General features: G+C 39.8%; 18 protein-coding genes and 1 other annotated feature. Of the genes, 17 read left to right on the plus strand and 1 reads right to left on the minus strand.

Annotated features, from left to right (window positions below; translation table 11 throughout):
- Positions 1-51: 51 nt before the first annotated feature.
- The 16 genes from sigH to tuf all read left to right on the plus strand — a co-directional run bounded on the left by sigH (position 52) and on the right by tuf (position 18496).
- The gene (gene sigH, locus MKY30_RS06735) at positions 52-705 is read left to right on the plus strand and encodes an RNA polymerase sporulation sigma factor SigH (RefSeq protein ID WP_147211549.1); all 654 of its coding nucleotides are present in this window, start codon (positions 52-54) and stop codon (positions 703-705) included.
- 113 nt (positions 706-818) lie between these two features.
- Positions 819-968 carry a 50S ribosomal protein L33 gene (rpmG, locus tag MKY30_RS06740; RefSeq protein ID WP_077605138.1) on the plus strand — a complete coding sequence of 50 codons (150 nt, stop codon included), beginning with the start codon at positions 819-821 and terminating at the stop codon, positions 966-968.
- A 48-nt stretch (positions 969-1016) separates the two neighbouring features.
- Positions 1017-1190, plus strand: coding sequence for a preprotein translocase subunit SecE (gene secE, locus MKY30_RS06745; protein WP_147211548.1), 174 nt, complete (start codon positions 1017-1019; stop codon positions 1188-1190).
- A 101-nt stretch (positions 1191-1291) separates the two neighbouring features.
- The gene (locus MKY30_RS06750) at positions 1292-1444 is read left to right on the plus strand and encodes a hypothetical protein (protein WP_186813687.1); all 153 of its coding nucleotides are present in this window, start codon (positions 1292-1294) and stop codon (positions 1442-1444) included.
- A complete protein-coding gene (gene nusG, locus MKY30_RS06755; protein WP_147211547.1) occupies positions 1390-1926 on the plus strand; it encodes a transcription termination/antitermination protein NusG in 537 nt (178 codons plus the stop codon). The genes MKY30_RS06750 and nusG overlap by 55 nt, the downstream gene beginning before the upstream one ends.
- 236 nt (positions 1927-2162) lie before the next feature.
- Positions 2163-2588 (plus strand): 50S ribosomal protein L11, encoded by a 426-nt coding sequence (gene rplK / locus MKY30_RS06760; protein ID WP_139344913.1) that lies wholly within the window; start codon positions 2163-2165, stop codon positions 2586-2588.
- Positions 2589-2860: 272 nt separating this feature from the next.
- Positions 2861-3553, plus strand: a complete 693-nt coding sequence (gene rplA, locus MKY30_RS06765) for a 50S ribosomal protein L1 (RefSeq protein ID WP_147211546.1) — start codon at positions 2861-2863, stop codon at positions 3551-3553.
- Positions 3554-3602: 49 nt separating this feature from the next.
- Positions 3603-3748: a sequence feature (ribosomal protein L10 leader region), on the plus strand.
- Between the two features lie 51 nt (positions 3749-3799).
- Positions 3800-4297, plus strand: a complete 498-nt coding sequence (gene rplJ, locus MKY30_RS06770) for a 50S ribosomal protein L10 (protein ID WP_147211545.1) — start codon at positions 3800-3802, stop codon at positions 4295-4297.
- A gap of 259 nt (positions 4298-4556) precedes the next feature.
- Complete coding sequence (gene rplL, locus MKY30_RS06775; RefSeq protein WP_077605132.1) at positions 4557-4919, plus strand: 50S ribosomal protein L7/L12; 363 nt, start codon at positions 4557-4559, stop codon at positions 4917-4919.
- Positions 4920-5257: 338 nt separating this feature from the next.
- Positions 5258-5863: a class I SAM-dependent methyltransferase gene (locus MKY30_RS06780; protein WP_147211544.1), complete on the plus strand. Its 606-nt coding sequence runs from the start codon at positions 5258-5260 to the stop codon at positions 5861-5863.
- A 409-nt stretch (positions 5864-6272) separates the two neighbouring features.
- Positions 6273-9818, plus strand: coding sequence for a DNA-directed RNA polymerase subunit beta (gene rpoB, locus MKY30_RS06785; RefSeq protein WP_147211543.1), 3546 nt, complete (start codon positions 6273-6275; stop codon positions 9816-9818).
- A 373-nt stretch (positions 9819-10191) separates the two neighbouring features.
- On the plus strand, positions 10192-13806 hold the full coding sequence (gene rpoC / locus MKY30_RS06790; protein WP_147211542.1) for a DNA-directed RNA polymerase subunit beta': 3615 nt from the start codon (positions 10192-10194) through the stop codon (positions 13804-13806).
- 350 nt (positions 13807-14156) lie between these two features.
- Positions 14157-14570, plus strand: a complete 414-nt coding sequence (rpsL, locus tag MKY30_RS06795; RefSeq protein WP_077605128.1) for a 30S ribosomal protein S12 — start codon at positions 14157-14159, stop codon at positions 14568-14570.
- Between the two features lie 36 nt (positions 14571-14606).
- On the plus strand, positions 14607-15077 hold the full coding sequence (gene rpsG / locus MKY30_RS06800; protein ID WP_077605127.1) for a 30S ribosomal protein S7: 471 nt from the start codon (positions 14607-14609) through the stop codon (positions 15075-15077).
- 42 nt (positions 15078-15119) lie between these two features.
- Entirely contained in the window at positions 15120-17198 is a 2079-nt protein-coding gene (gene fusA, locus MKY30_RS06805) for an elongation factor G (protein ID WP_147211541.1), read from the plus strand.
- A gap of 107 nt (positions 17199-17305) precedes the next feature.
- Complete coding sequence (gene tuf, locus MKY30_RS06810) at positions 17306-18496, plus strand: elongation factor Tu (protein ID WP_077605125.1); 1191 nt, start codon at positions 17306-17308, stop codon at positions 18494-18496.
- Between the two features lie 90 nt (positions 18497-18586).
- On the opposite strand, the gene glpX is transcribed toward tuf, so the two are convergent.
- Complete coding sequence (gene glpX / locus MKY30_RS06815) at positions 18587-19531, minus strand: class II fructose-bisphosphatase (protein WP_147211540.1); 945 nt, start codon at positions 19529-19531, stop codon at positions 18587-18589.
- A 451-nt stretch (positions 19532-19982) separates the two neighbouring features.
- Between glpX and MKY30_RS06820 the strand changes: the two genes are divergently transcribed.
- Entirely contained in the window at positions 19983-21344 is a 1362-nt protein-coding gene (locus tag MKY30_RS06820) for a sigma 54-interacting transcriptional regulator (RefSeq protein WP_156987991.1), read from the plus strand.
- Positions 21345-21351 lie beyond the last annotated feature (7 nt).

Below are 21351 nucleotides of genomic sequence, written 5' to 3' on the forward strand. Positions count from 1 at the left end.
AATAGTGCCTATCGTGGATATATTTGGAGATATCGATTTAGGAGGGGATTATTGGTGAACGGTGGGCAAATCAATACACGCAGCAAGAAGTTGGACAAGCTAGAAGATATTCATTTGCTGGAATTAATCCATCAAGGTGACAGCTATGCATTGGACCTCCTGATACATCGGTATTTAAATTTTGTAAGATTAAAAGCAAGAACCTATTTTTTGGTCGGTGCTGATAAAGAAGATATTATTCAAGAAGGAATGATTGGGCTATATAAAGCTATTCGTGATTTTAATATGGATCAGCCGACTCCTTTTAAAGCGTTCGCAGAATTGTGTGTAACAAGGCAAATCATCACAGCGATTAAAACAGCGACCAGACAAAAACATGTCCCTTTAAATTCTTATGTTTCTCTTGATAAGCCAATTTATGAAGAGGAATCTGACCGGACGCTGCTAGATATAATCAGCAGCACGGAGGATAGTGATCCAGAGGAAATGCTTATTAACCGGGAAGAGTACGGTGCAATGGAATTCAAATTATCAGAATTGTTGAGCGGTTTGGAGAGACAAGTACTTCAGCTGTATTTGGATGGTTGTACCTATCAGGAGATTGCAGAGCAATTAAACCGTCATGTGAAATCGATTGATAACGCTTTAGTACGGGTGAAGCGGAAGCTGGAGATACTGCTGGAGGAAAATGGAGTTACTATTTAAAAGAGAGTGTTCAAAAAGAACAAAGTGTGAAAAAACCAGAGATAACATTGACATAACGATAGTGAAGTGCTATGTTAATATAGTCTATATCCCTATGTATTGGGGTGGAATATATGAATAAAAAGATAGTCTTATCATGTGCAGTATGTTCTAGCAGGAACTATTCAACGAACAAAAACGCAGCCAATCAATCGCAAAGATTAGAAGTGAAAAAGTTCTGTAAACATTGCAAAACACATACCCTGCACCGTGAGACAAAATAGATATAGATTGATGGATAGATTCGCGTAAGTTCGGGGGGATATCAGTAGATGTTTAAGTTCTTAAAGAATGTTTCAAGAGAAATGAAGAAGGTAAGCTGGCCAAAAGGAAAAGAATTGAGAAACTATACCGTTGTGGTAATCTCTACAGTCATTTTTATGGCGGTATTCTTTTTCGTTGTTGATTTAGGCATATCTCAACTTTTAGATGCATTTTTTGAATAATTCCGTTATAATATAGGTATAATGAACAGAAGATAAAAGTCAGCGAAAACCCGATTTATGCGGGTTTTTTAAATTGGAATAGAAAAGTGGAGAGCGCTCATGTGTTAGCTCCCTGGCTTCTGGCGCTTGTAGCTAGAAAAAAGAAGAATACATTGATTTGTGAAGAGGAGGGGACAGGGCAGTTTATTGTCCGATACAAATGGAAAAGAATTGGTACGTGGTTCACACTTATTCCGGCTACGAGAATAAAGTGAAGATGAATCTTGAAAAAAGAGTAGAGTCTATGGGAATGGAAGATAAGATTTTCCGTGTTATTGTTCCGGAAGATGAGGAAGCAGAAATTAAAAATGGTAAAAAGAAAATGGTAAAGAAAAAATCTTTCCCTGGCTATGTTTTAACAGAAATGGTTATGACCGATGATTCATGGTATGTGGTCCGTAATACTCCTGGAGTTACAGGATTTGTCGGTTCCAGCGGACATGGTGCAAAACCGACACCGTTATTACCGGATGAAGTAGATGTTGTATTGAAAAGAATGGGTGTCAGTGAGCCCGCTCTCCAAATCGACTTTGAAGTCAAAGAAAGTGTCCGTGTAACTGACGGTCCATTTACAGACTTTACAGGAACGATTGAGCAGATTGATGCAGATAAACAAAAACTGAAAGTACATGTTAATATGTTCGGGAGAGAAACACCGGTTGAACTGGACTTTTCTCAAGTAGACAAGCTTTCATAGGTTTTTCCTGGGAGATAAAAAAGAGCTATCCAACTAAATGTGAACGAATTGCTGAAATAGCAATTCGTTTCAGGTAAAGCTTTTTCATGAACCGAGGCTTGCTTTTTTTTTGAATTCATGCTAAGATTCTTTTGTTATTCTTGTTCTCAATTAAAAGGAGAACAGGGAATGAGTGGGAGGGTAAATAAAATCAAAGACCCTATTACCACATCACGGACTTTAAGGAGGTGTGTCTCGTGGCTAAAAAAGTAATCAAATTAGTAAAATTGCAAATTCCTGCGGGAAAAGCGAATCCAGCACCACCAGTTGGGCCGGCGCTAGGTCAAGCAGGTGTTAACATTATGGGATTCTGTAAAGAATTTAACGCTCGAACACAAGAACAGGCAGGTTTAATCATTCCTGTTGAAATCACAGTATTCGAGGATCGTTCATTTACATTTGTTACAAAGACTCCACCGGCAGCAGTGCTACTTAAAAAAGCAGCTGGAATCGAGTCTGGTTCAGGTGAACCTAATAAAACAAAAGTCGCTACTGTAAAGCGCGACAAAGTAAAAGAAATCGCTGAAACAAAAATGCCTGATTTAAATGCAGCTGATGTTGATGCGGCAATGCGCATGGTTGAAGGTACTGCGCGCAGTATGGGAATCACAATCGAAGACTGATTCGATATTCCGTAATCAGGCTTTCTGAAGTTAAAGAGGAAGTTCAAAAAGCTCCCAAATGATAGGCGGCGAATCTCTGCGTTGACGTGATTTTCTTGCTTCTAATTTGATCCCTTTTTGAACACGTACTTTAAGGGTTGCGGTTGTTTTCACCCGCAGCCTTATTCGTGAAAACGCCGGATGGAAAGATGATTTGTGTACTGGACAAGAGTGTTTGCTCTCGTCCCGTGGGAGGTACAACCGTTATAACCACAAAAGAGGAGGATATTAATATGGCTAAATATGGTAAGAAACATCAAGAAGCTTTAAAGCTGATTGATCGTACAAAAGCATATGAAATTAAAGAAGCTGTAGAGCTTGCAAAAAAGACTGCAAAAGCAAACTTTGATGAAACAGTAGAAGCTGCTTTTCGTCTTGGTGTAGACCCTAAGAAAGCAGATCAACAAATCCGCGGAGCAATGGTTTTACCGCATGGTACTGGTAAAACTCAACGCGTTCTTGTATTTGCTAAAGGTGATAAAGCAAAAGAAGCAGAAGCTGCTGGTGCAGATTATGTTGGAGAAGAAGATTACATCAACAAAATCAACCAAGGTTGGTTTGATTTCGACGTAATCGTTGCTACTCCGGACATGATGGCTCAAGTAGGTAAATTAGGTCGTGTTTTAGGACCAAAAGGCTTAATGCCAAACCCTAAAACTGGAACAGTAACTTTCGAAGTAGAAAAAGCTGTTCAAGACATTAAAGCTGGTAAAGTAGAATATCGTGTTGATAAATCTTCTAATATCCATGTTCCAATTGGAAAAGTTTCTTTCGATGAAACAAAATTAGTAGAAAACTTTACTGCACTTACTGATCAACTTGTAAAAGTTAAGCCTCAGTCTTCTAAAGGTACTTACCTTAAAAATGCTTCCATTGCATCTACAATGGGACCAGGAATCAAAGTTGACGTTTCAAACTTCCGTTAATTAGTAGTTGACTTTTAAGCCAACGTTCGATATACTAATTTTCGGTTTAATAAAATCGAATGTTATACCGTAGACAGCAGGGGCTATGCATGAGCTTAATTATCCTGCCGAGGTGTTTATTTATAGAAAGGCAAAACCGTTTTGCCGATCTAAGGTAAGCTCTCATGTCTGCATGAGAGCTTTTTTTATAGAAAAGCACGTTCGAACGGTGTAATAATAGCGACGGTTATTATAGGAGGTGGAAAGATGTCAGGGATTATTGAACAAAAGAAACAATTAGTAGAAGAAATTGCAGATAAGTTTCGTAATAGCCAAACTGCAGTAGTAGTTGACTATCGTGGACTTAACGTTTCAGAGGTTACTGCATTACGTAAAGAGCTTCGCGAAGCAGGTGTTGAATTCAAAGTATACAAAAATACAATGGTTCGCCGTGCTGTAGAAGCTGTTGAGCTAAACGAGCTTAGTGATGTATTAACTGGACCAAACGCAATTGCATTTAGTGAAGATGTTGTTGCTCCGGCAAGAATCTTGAACAACTTCAGTAAGGATCATGAAGCTTTAGAAATTAAAGGCGGAATTATTGAAGGAAATGTTGCTTCACTAGATCAAATTAAAGAGCTTGCAGATCTGCCAAACTACGAAGGTATGGTATCTATGCTGCTTAGCGTACTTCAAGCTCCAATCCGTAATCTTGCTTATGCTACAAAAGCTGTTGCAGAGCAAAAAGAAGAACAAGGTGCGTAATACACCAAACGGTTTAATAACGAAAAGCGCAGAGCGCCCGTTTAAAAACGTAGAGATTGGAGCGGCGTACCTGAGATAATGGAATCACGGTGAGGTAACGAACCGATGATGACTTATCGTAGGGGGCTCACGTGTTAGCTCCCTAGTTTTTGGCGCTCGGAGCTGGATAGCTATATTTCAAGCGTAAGAGTAAAATTGTGATAAAACCACATGCTTGCTCACAAATAAAAAACAAACTTATATCAGGAGGAATTTAATCATGACAAACGAAGAAATGATTAGTGCAATTAAAGAAATGACTGTACTTGAATTAAACGATTTAGTAAAAGCAATCGAAGAAGAGTTCGGCGTAACAGCTGCTGCTCCAGTTGCTGCTGCAGGTGCTGCAGGCGGCGCTGCTGAAGAAGAAAAAACTGAATTTGACGTTGTTCTTACTGGAGCTGGTGCTTCTAAGATCAAAGTTGTTAAAGCAGTTCGCGAAATCACTGGCCTTGGCTTAAAAGATGCTAAAGACTTAGTAGATAACGCTCCTAAAGCAATTAAAGAAGCTGTATCTAAAGAAGAAGCAGAAGAAGTTAAAGGCAAACTTGAAGAAGCTGGTGCTTCTGTAGAAGTTAAATAATTTAACGAATATAAGAAAAAGAGCTCGTCGTATTTTAGACGGGCTCTTTTATCACGAATTGATAAAAGGTCACCTTTGTCACTAGAAAAAGTTCAAGTTTATATACGAGAATGATTTTTAGTTGAACAGGTGGCCTTTTTTTAACCAAGAAAATATTTGGGTTGTTTGTATTAGATGCAAGTTATAAGTAGGTTTTTTTGGCTGGCGCTCCAAATTCTTGGGACTACGGTTACTCGCCCCGCCCAAACCGCTGTAACGGACATCGCCCTATGATTAGGAAGTGTACGATCGCAGCTCAGGTATTTTTCTTAATTAATATAAAGTGGGTGCTAATCCATATGACAGAGCATTATTATTCGAAGCAGCCTCAGGCGAAGTCATCTCCTCAAAGCTGGTCTTTTGATTTGCGGGGAAGGACATTTCAATTTACAAGTGATATTGGTGTCTTCTCGAAAAGTGAAGTGGATTTTGGTTCAAGAGTGCTTATTGAAACTTTTCAGGAGCCGGAAATTAATGGGCCGATATTAGATGTAGGGTGCGGTTATGGACCAATTGGATTGTCTTTAGCTTCCGATTTTTCTGAAAGACAAATTTTTATGATTGATGTAAATGAGCGGGCTGTTGAACTGGCTGCTAAAAATGCAGAAATCAATAAAATTACGAATACAACTATTCTTCAAAGTGATCTATATGAGAATTTGAATGAAAAATCTTTTGCTTCTATTGTTACCAATCCGCCGATACGCGCTGGTAAAAGAGTAGTGCATGCTATATTTGAAGAAGCTTATAATCATTTAGCAGATCATGGAGATTTATGGGTAGTCATTCAGAAAAAACAGGGAGCGCCCTCTGCAAAAGATAAGATGGAAGAGATTTTTGGTAATGCGGAAGTAGTTATAAAGAAAAAAGGTTATTTTATATTGCGAGCAAAAAAGTTTGACTAATGATTGGGACTATGCTAAGATTGGAAGATGCTAAGATGAGGATACGTTTGCCTAGGAGGTTTTTATTAGGTGAATGTATAAAATCTTTACAAATGGGAAAGGCTTGTAGAATCGGGAAAATCAAGATTCGACAAATTGCTTTTCTATAGTTTATCAAAATTCTTTCATCTGCACAATCTAAAATCACAATATCCTTAAAACAGTTGTTTTTTCAAAGGGTGAAAATAAAGTTTCACCGGAAGAAAGATAAGCTGTCAAACAGGAAAGTGATACATGGTGTGAATGATAGGATAATGAGTTTATAGTTTTATTTTTTAAAGAACAGATGATTTATTCAGACGTTCTTTTAAATATGAGTTACATTTTGTAGAAACAACTACCAAAATGGATGATTTAAGGGGTGAAGCAGTTGACAGGTCAACTAGTTCAGTATGGACGGCACCGCCAACGCAGGAGCTATGCACGTATTAACGAAGTGTTAGAATTACCTAACCTAATCGAGATCCAAACCGCTTCTTATGAATGGTTCTTAGAAGAAGGTTTGAGAGAGATGTTCCAGGATATCTCTCCAATTGAAGACTTTACAGGAAATCTATCACTTGAGTTTGTGGATTATAGTTTGGGTGATCCGAAATATCCTGTAGACGAAGCAAAGGAAAGAGACGTGACATACAATGCTCCCCTTCGCGTGAAGGTTCGTTTAATTAATAATGAAACCGGAGAAGTAAAGGAACAGGAAGTGTTTATGGGTGACTTCCCGTTAATGACAGATACGGGAACATTTATTATCAATGGAGCGGAGCGTGTTATTGTATCACAGCTTGTACGTTCCCCAAGTGTTTATTATAACGAAAAAATTGATAAAAATGGAAAACGCGGTATTACAACAACAGTTATTCCAAACCGTGGAGCATGGTTAGAATTTGAAACAGATGCAAAAGATGTTGCTTATGTTCGTATTGACCGTACTCGTAAATTACCAATTACTGTTCTATTAAGAGCTTTAGGATTTGGAACAGATCAAGAGATTGTTGATTTGTTAGGCGAGAATGAATATTTACGAAATACGTTAGAAAAAGATAATACAGAGAACGCTGAAAAAGCTCTTTTAGAAATCTATGAGCGTTTACGTCCTGGTGAACCGCCAACAGTAGATAATGCGAAGAGTCTATTAGTATCTCGTTTCTTTGATCCGAAACGCTATGATTTAGCGCATGTGGGCCGTTATAAAATGAATAAAAAGCTCCATATTAAAAATCGTTTATTCAACCAGGTGCTTGCTGAGCCTGTTGTAGATCCAGAAACTGGAGAAGTTATTGCGAATCAAGGCGATCGTCTGGAAAGAAAATTATTAGATAAGATTCTTCCATATCTTGAGCGTAAGGAAGATCGTTTTGGAGATAAAACTATTACACCGCATGACGGGGTTTTGGAAGAAGAAATCACGATACAATCTGTGAAAATTCTTGACCCTACAGATCCAAATGGAGAACGTGAACTGACTGTAATCGGAAATGGGGAAGTAACGAAAGAAATAAAAAATATCACACCAGCTGATATTTTAGCTTCTATCAGTTATTTCTTTAACTTGCTTCACCAAGTAGGAGATACAGATGATATTGACCATCTGGGGAATCGTCGCCTGCGTTCAGTCGGTGAATTATTACAAAATCAATTCCGTATCGGATTATCCCGTATGGAACGTGTTGTTCGTGAAAGAATGTCTATTCAAGATACTTCGAGCGTAACACCGCAGCAATTGATTAATATTCGCCCGGTTATTGCATCGATTAAAGAATTCTTTGGCAGCTCGCAGTTGTCACAATTTATGGATCAGACAAATCCGTTGGGTGAATTGACGCATAAACGTCGTCTGTCAGCACTTGGACCTGGTGGTTTGACACGTGAACGTGCCGGTTTTGAAGTGCGTGACGTTCACTACTCTCACTATGGCCGTATGTGTCCAATTGAGACGCCGGAGGGACCGAATATCGGTTTGATTAACTCTCTATCCAGCTATGCACGAGTAAATAAGTTTGGATTTATTGAATCGCCATATCGTCGTGTTGACCCTGAAACTGGAAAGGTAACAAGTACAATTGATTACCTTACTGCGGATGAACAAGATAATTATGTCGTTGCACAGGCAAACTCGCCGTTAGATGATGATAACTTCTTTGTAAACGAGGAAGTAACTGCTCGTTTCCGTGAAGATAATATTATTGTATCCCGCGATAAAATTGATTATATGGATGTATCACCGAAACAGGTTGTATCTGCAGCGACTGCATGTATTCCATTCTTGGAAAATGATGACTCCAACCGTGCATTAATGGGAGCTAACATGCAACGTCAGGCAGTTCCATTGATGAATCCAAAGGCTCCAATCGTTGGTACAGGTATGGAATATGTGAATGGTAAAGACTCTGGTGCTGCTGTTATCTGTCGTCATGACGGGGTCGTAGAGCGCGTGGAAGCGAAGACCGTTATTGTACGTCGTATTTCAAATGTGGATGGCAAAGAAGTAGAAGGCGATGTAGATCGTTACGGATTACAGAAGTATAAGCGTTCCAACCAGGGAACTTGTTATAATCAGCGCCCGATTGTTGCTGAAGGAGATCGTGTAACAAAAGGTGAAGTTCTCGCTGATGGACCTTCTATGGAAGATGGAGAATTAGCATTGGGTCAAAACGTTCTTGTAGGCTTCATGACTTGGGAAGGTTATAACTACGAGGATGCCATCATTATGAGTGAACGACTTGTAAAAGATGATGTATATACTTCTATCCATATTGAAGAGTTTGAATCAGAATCTCGTGATACAAAACTTGGACCAGAGGAAATTACAAGAGATATTCCTAACGTTGGGGAAGATGCACTTAAAAACCTTGATGAACATGGAATTATCCGTGTCGGTGCAGAAGTAACTGACAGTGATATTCTTGTAGGGAAAGTGACACCTAAAGGAATGACGGAGCTTTCAGCAGAAGAACGCTTATTACATGCGATTTTTGGCGAGAAAGCACGTGAAGTAAGGGATACATCCTTACGCGTTCCTCATGGCGGCGGCGGAATCGTCTTAGATGTAAAAATCTTTAATCGTGAAGATGGCGACGAGTTACCACCAGGTGTAAATCAGCTTGTTCGTGTATATATCGTTCAAAAACGTAAAATACATGAAGGAGATAAAATGGCAGGCCGTCACGGTAACAAAGGGGTTATCTCCAAAATCTTACCGGAAGAGGATATGCCATTCTTGCCAGACGGTACACCAATTGATATTATGTTGAACCCGCTGGGGGTACCATCACGTATGAACATCGGACAGGTGTTTGAACTGCATTTAGGAATGGCTGCCAGACAGCTTGGATTACATGTAGCAAGTCCGGTATTTGATGGTGCAACAGAGGAAGATGTTTGGGAAACACTTGAAGAAGCAGGTATGCCGAGAGATGCGAAGACAGTTCTTTATGATGGGCGTTCAGGTGAAGCTTTTGACAACCGTATATCTGTAGGTGTCATGTACATGATTAAACTTGCGCATATGGTTGATGATAAACTGCATGCTCGTTCAACTGGACCATACTCTCTCGTAACACAGCAGCCGCTTGGTGGTAAAGCACAATTCGGTGGACAACGTTTTGGTGAGATGGAAGTTTGGGCATTGGAAGCTTATGGTGCTGCATATACACTTCAAGAGATCTTGACTGTTAAATCAGATGATACAGTTGGTCGTGTGAAGACATATGAAGCGATCGTAAAAGGTGATAATGCACCTGAACCGGGTGTTCCTGAATCGTTTAAAGTATTGATCAAAGAGCTTCAAAGTCTTGGTATGGATGTTAAGATGCTTTCTAGTACAGAAGATGAAATTGATATGCGTGAACTAGAGGACGACGACAGTCAAACGTCGACGAAGCTTAACATTGAAGTGGAAGAACCGTTAAATCAATAAAATTTGTGCAGCAATGGTTCAAACTTCTCATGTGATGTGGTGACTTCTATGTTGCCCACACGATGTGGGCAACATAGAAGTTCCTTTTCTTTTGAACCATTCTGCTCTTTCTATAAAATTTCGTTTAAAGAAATCCCAGACTTTCGCCAAGACATGACGATAAGCCAGGTTTTCTCAAACTTTCTTAACTTGTAAAAGAGGATGTTCAAAAAGTTCAACAAAAATGACACAGCGAATTTCTGCGTTGACGAGATTTTTCCGATACTCACGTATTTAAAAGCATACGCTCCGTTCGTAAAAATCTCGTCGCCTTGAACTTCTTGGTCTTTTTCATCGAACTTTTTGAACATACATTAAAAGGGAGGATTGCCCCTTGTTGGATGTAAATAATTTTGAGTACATGAAAATAGGGCTCGCTTCACCAGAAAAGATTCGTTCTTGGTCTTATGGAGAAGTGAAAAAACCAGAAACAATTAACTACCGTACTTTAAAACCGGAAAAAGACGGGTTGTTCTGTGAGCGTATCTTTGGCCCACAGAAGGATTGGGAATGTCATTGTGGTAAATATAAACGCGTTCGTTACAAAGGTGTTGTCTGTGACCGTTGTGGTGTAGAGGTGACAAAAGCTAAAGTACGCCGTGAGCGTATGGGGCATATTGAACTTGCTGCTCCAGTATCACACATTTGGTATTTCAAAGGAATCCCGAGCCGTATGGGGTTAGTATTAGATATGTCTCCTCGTGCATTAGAGGAAGTTATCTACTTTGCAGCATATATCGTAACAGATCCGGGAAGTACACCGCTTGAGAAGAAGCAGCTGCTTTCTGAGAAAGAATTCCGTTCTTATTATGATAAATACGGCAATAATTTCAAAGCTCAGATGGGCGCAGAAGCTATCCGTAAATTATTGCAGGATCTTGACTTGGAAAAAGAAGTTGATGCATTGCGTGAAGAGCTGAAAACAGCTCACGGCCAACGCCGTACTCGTGCAATTAAACGTTTGGAAGTAATGGAAGCATTTCGTAACTCTGGAAACGATGCAAGCTGGATGATTTTAGATGTTCTTCCGGTTATTCCTCCAGAAATTCGTCCAATGGTTCAATTAGACGGCGGACGTTTTGCTACTTCTGATTTAAATGACCTTTACCGTCGTGTAATCAACCGTAACAACCGCTTAAAACGTCTGCTTGATTTAGGCGCTCCAAGCATTATTGTTCAAAATGAAAAACGTATGCTTCAAGAAGCTGTAGATGCTTTAATTGATAATGGTCGTCGCGGCCGCCCGGTTACAGGACCAGGAAACCGTCCATTAAAATCTCTTTCTCATATGCTGAAAGGGAAGCAAGGCCGTTTCCGTCAAAACCTATTAGGTAAACGTGTGGATTATTCCGGCCGTTCTGTTATCGTTGTTGGACCTCATTTGAAAATGTACCAATGCGGTCTGCCGAGAGAAATGGCATTAGAGCTGTTCAAGCCGTTTATCATGAAAGAATTAGTGGCTAGAGGTCTTGCGCACAATATTAAATCAGCGAAGAGAAAAATTGAAAGAGTGCACCCTGACGTATGGGATGTTCTTGAAGATGTAATTAAAGAGCACCCGGTACTGCTTAACCGTGCACCAACCCTTCACAGATTGGGTATTCAAGCATTCGAACCTACGTTGGTTGATGGCCGTGCAATCCGTCTGCATCCGCTTGTATGTACTGCATATAACGCTGACTTTGATGGAGACCAAATGGCTGTACACGTTCCCCTTGGAGCCGAAGCACAGGCAGAAGCCAGAATCTTAATGTTAGCAGCACAGAACATCCTTAACCCTAAGGATGGAAAACCAGTTGTTACACCATCACAGGATATGGTACTTGGAAACTATTACCTTACTTTAGAACGTGAAGGTTCAATTGGAGAAGGTTCTTACTTTAAAGACACTGATGAAGCATTAATTGCTTATCAAACTGGATATGCTCACCTGCATACACGTATTGCAGTGCAGGCATCCAGTTTAAATAACAAAACATTTACAGAAAAACAAAATAGCCAGCTATTATTAACAACTGTTGGTAAGCTGATCTTTAATGAGATTCTTCCGGATTCTTTCCCGTATATGAACGAACCTACCAAGGTGAATTTAGAAGAGAAAACACCGGAAAACTATTTTGTGGATCCTGGAACAGATATTAAAGAAGAAATTAAAAACCGTGAAGTGGTTAAGCCATTTAAGAAAGGCTTCTTAGGTGATATTATCGCTGAGGTCTTCAAGCGTTTCAAAATTACAGAAACCTCTAAGATGCTTGACCGCATGAAGGATTTAGGATTCAGTTACTCTACAAAAGCTGGTATGACAGTTGGTATCTCAGATATTGTTGTACTCCCAGAGAAACAAGGTATCTTAGACGAAGCTCAATCCAAAGTTGATAAGGTCTTAAAACAATTCCGTCGTGGTCTGATTACAGAGGAAGAGCGTTATGATCGTGTAATTGCTATCTGGTCAGAAGCGAAGGATGTTATTCAGGACCGCTTGATGGGGTCATTGAGCAACCGAAACCCAATCTACATGATGAGTGATTCCGGTGCCCGTGGTAACGCATCAAACTTCACACAGCTTGCTGGTATGCGTGGATTGATGGCTGACCCATCTGGTAAAATCATTGAAATTCCAATCAAATCAAGTTTCCGTGAAGGTTTAACCGTAATGGAATACTTTATTTCTACCCATGGTGCGCGTAAAGGTCTTGCCGATACAGCACTGAAAACAGCCGATTCAGGTTACTTGACTCGTCGTCTTGTAGACGTTGCACAGGACGTTATCATCCGTGAAGCAGATTGTGGAACGGACCGCGGCCTAAAAGTTGCTGCTCTTGTAGATGGATCAGAAGTTATCGAACCGTTGTTAGACCGTTTGATTGGCAGAACAGCATTCGAAGACGTAAAACATCCTGAAACTGGTGAATTCATTGTAAAGAAAAATGAACTCATCCATGAAGATCAGGCGAAAACGATTGTGGAAGCTGGTATCGAAGAAGTAACAATCCGTACAGCCTTCACTTGTAACACGAAACATGGTGTATGTCAGAAATGTTATGGCCGTAACTTAGCTACTGGATCAGACGTTGAGGTTGGAGAAGCGGTTGGGATTATCGCAGCACAATCCATCGGTGAGCCGGGTACACAGTTAACAATGCGTACCTTCCATACTGGCGGAGTTGCCGGAGATGATATTACACAAGGTTTACCTCGTATTCAGGAGCTGTTTGAAGCCCGTAACCCGAAAGGGCAGGCGGTAATTACAGAAATCTCAGGTACGGTTCTTGAAATGAAGGAAGTTAAAGATAAACAAGAAATTGTTATTCAGGGTAATGTAGAGCAGCGCAGCTATGCTGTACCTTATAACGCCCGCTTGAAAGTTCAAGAAGGAGATCAAGTGGAAACTGGGCAAGAGCTCACAGAAGGTTCCGTTGATCCAAAAGAACTTCTTCGCGTCAAAGGTGTAGAAGGCGTTCAAGACTACTTGCTTAAAGAAGTACAACGTGTATATCGTATGCAAGGTGTAGAAATCGGAGATAAACACGTCGAAGTAATGGTTCGCCAAATGCTTCGTAAGATCCGTGTTGTATCTTCTGGAGATACAGATGTATTGCCAGGCTCTCTGCTTGAATTACATCAATTCAAAGATGCAAACCACAAAGTATTCAAGGAAGGCGCAGATCCTGCTACAGGCCGCCCGGTATTACTTGGTATTACAAAAGCATCTCTTGAAACTGACTCATTCCTGTCAGCTGCATCCTTCCAGGAAACTACACGTGTCCTGACAGATGCTGCTATTAAAGGAAAACGTGATGAATTACTTGGCCTGAAAGAGAATGTTATTATTGGTAAACTTGTTCCAGCCGGTACAGGAATGCCGCAATATCGTACTTTAGAAGCTGAACTTGATGTGCCGGAATCTGATGAAGAAATAACAGATGAAGAAAGCACACAAAGAGTATAAAATGAAATGTTGAACAGGAAGGGGATTATCCCTTCTTGTGATCACCTTGTAAGTTATTTTTGGGAGCACCGAAAAAATACCAAGAATATATTGACAAACAATATATAGGGTGGTATTATATTCAAGGTGCTTCTGATTATGCTTGCAAAAGTAATTTTCGGAGCAGACCATAATCGGAACTTCGGTTTACTTTAAACGATAATAACAAAAACAATCTGAGTATAGGTTAATTATTTTTCGCAAAAATTGTGAGAGATTTTTTTATCGCTAAAAATGAACCACCTGGATGTGTGGTATTACAAAAGGTTGTTATTTGATTACTAAATTGAAATTGAGAGGAGGAAGATTCAATGCCAACAATTAATCAGCTAGTTCGTAAAGGCCGTGTGACAAAGACAAAAAAATCTGACTCACCTGCACTTAATAAAGGCTACAACAGCTTTAAAAAGAAAATGACTGATCAGAGCTCTCCGCAGAAACGTGGTGTATGTACTCGTGTAGGTACATTAACTCCTAAGAAACCAAACTCTGCACTTCGTAAATATGCGCGTGTACGTTTGTCTAACAACATGGAGGTAACTGCATACATTCCTGGAATTGGTCACAACCTGCAAGAACACAGTGTTGTTCTTATCCGTGGCGGTCGTGTAAAAGACTTACCGGGGGTACGTTATCATATCGTACGTGGAGCACTTGATACTGCTGGAGTAGAAGGCCGTATGCAAGGACGCTCTAAATATGGAACGAAAAGACCTAAAAAATAAGTAATTTAAATAATATAAGGGAAAGGAGGATGTACAATGCCTCGTAAAGGTCCAGTACCAAAGCGTGATGTATTACCAGATCCGCTTTATAACTCAAAATTAGTTACACGCCTCATCAACCAGATTATGGTAGACGGGAAGCGTGGAAAAGCACAAAAAATCCTTTATAATGCGTTTGAATTAGTTGCTGAAAGAAGTGGCCAAAACGCAATGGAAGTTTTTGAGCAAGCAATGAAAAATGTTATGCCAGTACTTGAAGTACGTGCCCGCCGTGTTGGTGGTTCAAACTATCAAGTACCAGTGGAGGTTCGTCCAGAACGTCGTCAAGCTTTAGGATTACGTTATATTGTTAACTACTCCCGTCTGCGTGGAGAAAAAACAATGGAAGAACGTCTTGCTAATGAAATTCTTGATGCTTCTAATAATACAGGAGCTGCTGTTAAGAAAAGAGAAGATATGCATAAAATGGCAGAAGCGAACAAAGCATTCGCTCACTACCGTTGGTAATATAAATCTAACAAAAGCTTTCTATAGGAAGGAGAAGAATACATGGCTAGAGAGTTCTCCTTGGAAAAGACACGTAATATCGGTATCATGGCGCACATTGACGCGGGTAAAACCACTACTACTGAGCGTATTCTTTTCTATACAGGACGTATTCATAAAATTGGTGAAACACATGAAGGTGCATCTCAAATGGACTGGATGGAGCAGGAGCAGGAGCGTGGAATCACAATTACTTCCGCCGCAACAACTGCTGCTTGGAAAGACCACCGTATTAATATCATCGACACACCTGGACACGTAGACTTCACAGTTGAAGTTGAACGTTCTCTTCGTGTACTGGATGGTGCGGTAACAGTACTAGATGCACAATCTGGTGTTGAACCACAAACGGAAACAGTATGGCGTCAAGCGACAACATACGGTGTTCCACGTATCGTTTTCATTAACAAAATGGATAAAACAGGTGCAGATTTCTTGTATTCAACCAATACATTAAAAGAACGCCTTGGTGCAAACGCACATCCAATCCAAATGCCTATCGGTGCTGAAGACGAATTCAGTGGAATTATTGATTTAGTTAAGATGGAAGCTCATATCTATCTTGATGATCTAGGTCAAACTGATGAAACTACTGAAATCCCTGCTGAGTTAAAAGACGAAGCTGAAGAGCTGCGTGCTAACTTGGTGGAAGCAGTAGCTGAAACAGACGAAGAGCTGATGATGAAGTATCTTGAAGGAGAGGAAATCTCTAACGAGGAGCTTGCAAATGCAATTCGTCAGGCAACATTAAATGTAGACTTCTACCCAGTACTTTGCGGATCTGCATTTAAAAACAAAGGTGTTCAGTTAATGCTGGATGCAGTACTTGCTTATCTTCCGGCTCCAACAGACGTGCCTCCAATCGAAGGTATCGTTCCTGGAACAGAAGAAAAAGTAACTCGCCCATCATCTGATGATGCGCCGTTCTCTGCATTAGCATTTAAAGTTATGACGGACCCTTATGTTGGTAAATTAACATTCTTCCGTGTGTACTCAGGTACACTTAACTCAGGTTCTTACGTAAAGAACTCTGTAAAAGATAAACGTGAGCGTATTGGGCGTATCCTGCAAATGCACGCAAACTCTCGTGAAGAGATTTCTGTTGCTTACTCAGGTGAAATTGCTGCTGCAGTAGGTTTGAAGGATACAACAACAGGTGATACACTATGTGACGAAAAGGATCTAGTTATTCTTGAGTCTATGGAGTTCCCTGAACCAGTTATCTCGGTTGCTATTGAGCCAGAAACAAAAGCAGACCAGGATAAAATGGGTATTGCTCTATCAAAACTTGCGGAAGAAGATCCAACTTTCCGCACAGAAACAAATACAGAAACTGGACAAACTATCATCTCTGGTATGGGTGAGCTTCACCTTGATATCATTGTTGACCGTTTAAAACGTGAATTTAAAGTTGGCGCAACTGTTGGTGCTCCACAAGTTTCTTACAGAGAAACTTTCCGTGCTGCTGCTGAAGTAGAAGGTAAATTCGTACGTCAGTCTGGTGGACGTGGACAATTCGGTCACGTTTGGGTTAAATTTGAGCCAAACGAAGAAGGCGCTGGATTCGAATTTGTTAACAATATTGTTGGTGGTGTTGTTCCTCGTGAATACATCCCGGCTGTTCAACAAGGTATCGAAGAATCCATGGAAAATGGCGTTCTTGCCGGATATCCGTTAATTGATGTGAAAGCTACATTATATGATGGAAGCTATCACGATGTCGATTCCAACGAAATGGCGTTTAAAGTAGCTGCTTCTATGGCACTTAAAGCTGCTAAAAATAAATGTAACCCAGTTCTGCTTGAACCAATGATGAGAGTAGAAATTGTTGTCCCAGAAGAATATATGGGAGACATCATGGGTGATGTAACATCCCGTCGTGGACGCGTTGAAGGTATGGAAGCCCGCGGAACTGCCCAGGTAGTTAAAGCGTTCGTACCACTTGCAGAAATGTTCGGTTATGCAACTGCATTACGTTCAAATACACAAGGTCGCGGAGTGTACACAATGCACTTTGACCACTATGAAGAGACACCTAAAAGCATTACAGAAGAAATTATCAAGAAAAATGCAGGTCAATAATTGATTTTTTCTTCAATCTGACGTATAACATTTAGTAAAGGCTGGGAAATTTTAACCGACTTTCCCGGCTCATAAAAATTGCTATATATTTAAAGGAGGAACTATAAATGGCTAAAGAAAAATTCGACCGCTCGAAAAGTCACGTAAACATTGGAACAATTGGTCACGTTGACCATGGTAAAACAACTTTAACTGCTGCAATCACTACAGTAATGGCAAAAAGAAATGGTGATGGCACTGCAATGGCTTATGACCAAATTGATGGTGCTCCAGAAGAGAAAGAACGCGGAATTACAATCGCAACTTCTCACGTAGAGTATGAAACTGAAACTCGTCACTATGCACACGTTGACTGCCCAGGTCACGCTGACTATGTTAAAAACATGATTACTGGTGCTGCACAAATGGACGGAGCTATCCTTGTAGTATCTGCTGCTGATGGTCCAATGCCACAAACTCGTGAGCATATCCTATTATCTCGTAACGTTGGGGTACCTTCTATCGTAGTATTCCTTAACAAAACAGATATGGTAGACGATGAAGAGCTACTTGAATTAGTAGAAATGGAAGTTCGTGATTTACTAAGCGAATATGACTTCCCTGGTGATGATGTACCAGTTATCGCTGGTTCTGCTCTTAAAGCACTTGAAGGCGTAGAAGAATATGAAGAAAAAGTTGTTGAACTTATGGCTGCAGTTGATGAATATGTTCCAACTCCAGAGCGTGATACTGACAAACCATTCATGATGCCAGTTGAGGATGTATTCTCTATCACTGGTCGTGGTACTGTTGCTACAGGTCGTGTTGAACGCGGACAAGTTCGTGTTGGAGACGAAGTAGAAATCATCGGTCTTAACGAAGAATCTTCTAAAACTACTGTAACTGGAGTAGAAATGTTCCGTAAGCTTCTTGACTATGCAGAAGCTGGTGATAACATTGGTGCATTACTACGTGGTGTTGCACGTGAAGATATCAACCGTGGTCAAGTACTTGCTAAGCCTGGTACAATCACTCCACATACTAACTTCAAAGCTGAAGTTTATGTATTGTCAAAAGACGAAGGTGGACGTCATACTCCATTCTTCACTAACTACCGTCCTCAGTTCTACTTCCGTACTACGGACGTAACTGGCGTAATCAGCCTTCCAGAAGGAACTGAAATGGTAATGCCTGGAGACAACATTGAAATGACTGTAGAACTTATTTCACCAATCGCGATCGAAGACGGAACTCGTTTCTCTATCCGTGAAGGTGGACGTACAGTTGGATCTGGCGTTGTATCTACTATCGAAAAATAATAAATGATTAAATTAAAAAGACAGCGTGACGACGCTGTCTTTTTTGCATTTTAGAATATCTTACTATGAATTTCATTAGAATATTAGAAATTAAACAGAAGACAAGGGATGCTCTGTTGCTATATGACGATAGCATTTATTTAAACCATCTAAAACAATGGAATGTGTTGTAAAGACATTTTGATTATTTTCTATTCCCTGCAGCAGCATATTGCTGGTAATACTCGTAGCGATAAAAGCACATTCATTTGTGCCGACTAATTGATTATGAGCAAGTGCTTCTTTAGGATCTGTAATTCCCATCGATACACAACGCTCCCATTGTTCATTTGTTTTTGGAAGTAATCTTGCCTGCATTTCTCCTCCCAGGCTTTTCACTCCTACAGCCGCCAGAACCCCTTCTGGAGCGCCGCCAATTCCAATGAATAAGTCTATATCACTCCGGTGGATGCAAGTTGCTATTGCAGGAATGACATCTCCTTCTTCAAACAGCTCTGTTCTGACACCTAAAGCACGTGCTTCTTCTATCCAATGATTATGTCTTTCTCTATCCTGTACAATCATTTTTAATTCTTCAAGTTTTTTTCCTTTTGCATCTGCGATAATGCGCAGATTCTTCTCGAGTGGATAATCAATATCAATCTTCCCTGCAGCTTCCGGACCAGTTACAAGCTTCTCCATGTACATATCGGGAGCATGCAGCAATGTTCCTTTTTTTGCAGCGGCAATTACTGCGATGGCATTATTCTTTCCTTTAGAAGTAGAGGTAGTTCCATCAATTGGATCAACTGCTAAATCGATACCTGCACCATTTCCAGTTCCAACTTTTTCACCGATAAATAACATTGGAGCTTCATCCATTTCTCCTTCACCAATAACTACTTCGCCATCCATAGGAATTTTATTTAGTAAAGTGCGCATAGAATCTGTAGCTGCCTGATCAGCTTCTATTTTATTTCCTGTCCCAATCCATGGATATGTCGCAAGTGCTGCTGATTCAGTAACGTGCAGAAAATCTTGAATGAACTGATTCATAACTACCATCTCCTTTAGAGTTTTAGTTTCGTGAAATAGAAATATCTAACATTTAATATTCATTGTTTTCATTACATACAGCTAAATGAATATCTAATTTAATAGTAATATAATTATCGTTTTATATCAATATCTTTTATTTATTTTTGTTTATTATTTTTATCTTTTGTTTTGGGGGGTAAAAATAGATGATTAGAGTATGCTGAATCTGGTACAAAAAGGTTGTATCCTTTTGAAATTTGATAAATCTCTTTCGCTCTACGAAAAGTAGCTCCTCCTACAGACAAGAATTTGATATGATAAAAGCGGCAGATTAAAAAGTTTTTATTTGGCTGAACAAGTATCATCAGATTCAGAAGAAATAATCTTGTTACTCAACTATTTATTTTTTCATTGCAGTAAGAGTAATAGGTAGAACGATAATTATGAACTTCGTGATGGGAGAGAGAAGATGCTGTTTAATAATACATACAGGGAAGAAATCATTGAAGCTGTTTTTGAAAAGACGAATTTTTGTTTTGTGGTTGTTAATGAACAGGGGTTAATTACGTATTTAAATAAAAATTACTGTGATTTTATTGAGGTACAACTAAAGGATGTACTCGGTAAACATGTAGCAGATGTTATTGAAAATACAAGAATGCATATTGTCGCACAGACGGGCAAAGAAGAAATTGCTGATCTGCAGTATATAAAAGGGAATCATATGATTGCTAATCGTATACCGCTGTTTGCTCACGGGAAGTTAGTTGGTGCGGTTGGAACAGTCCTTTATAAAGATACGGAAGAATGGAAGAAAATGAATTCTCATATTAAGGATTTATTAATGGAAATTGAAAACTACCAGAAAAAGTTAAGTAATCCAAGAGGAGCGAGTTATTCATTACAGGATGTTGTTGGAAGCTCTGTCCAAATAAATGAGATTAAAGAAAAGATAAAGAAGGTTTCGTCAGGAGACGCCTCTATTTTATTAGAGGGAGGAAGCGGTACGGGAAAGGAACTTTTTGCGCATAGTATTCATAATTTAAGTGAACGCAGTGCGAAGCCATTTATAAAAGTAAATTGTGCTGCGATCCCGATGGAATTGCTGGAGTCTGAATTATTTGGTTATGAGGGCGGTGCATTTACAGGAGCTAAGAAAGAAGGAAAGCTGGGTAAATTCCAATTGGCTGATGGAGGTACTCTTTTTTTGGACGAGATTGGAGACATGCCAATAAATGCCCAAGTAAAAATCCTTCGTGCTCTGCAGGAGGGTGAGATTGAAGTAATTGGTACAGAAAGGACACAGAAGATCGATGTACGTATTATTTCTGCAACAAATCAGTCCATTGAAAAGCTGATAAAGGAAAATCGCTTTCGGGAAGATCTTTATTATCGTATTAATGTAATTTCAATTAAGATTCCTTCTCTCAAGGAAAGGGTAGAAGATATTCGTGTAACTGCGAAGTTTTTACTTGATAAAATTACTCAAGGTACGGGAAAGCGGGTAATCAGCTTCAGTGATTCTGTCATGCAATTTTTTATGCACTATGACTGGCCTGGGAACGTTCGTGAACTGGAAAATGTGATTGAATCTGCGGTGCACCTGACAAACACAGAAATTATTGAATTGAAAGATTTACCGGATCATATGCAGCAGAGTCTTTATATAACGGAAGAGGGCATGGGATTAAAGGAGATTATGGCCAATGCAGAAAAACAGGCTATTACAGGTGCGATCAGTCAATCAAATGGAGATAAAATAAGAGCTGCTGGTTTGCTTGGTATCAGTAAATCCAGTTTCTATGAGAAAGCGAAAAAGTATGATTTATAAATTCCTG

The sequence above is a fragment of the Oceanobacillus sp. FSL W8-0428 genome (assembly GCF_038004405.1).
Classification (GTDB): domain Bacteria; phylum Bacillota; class Bacilli; order Bacillales; family Amphibacillaceae; genus Oceanobacillus; species Oceanobacillus sojae.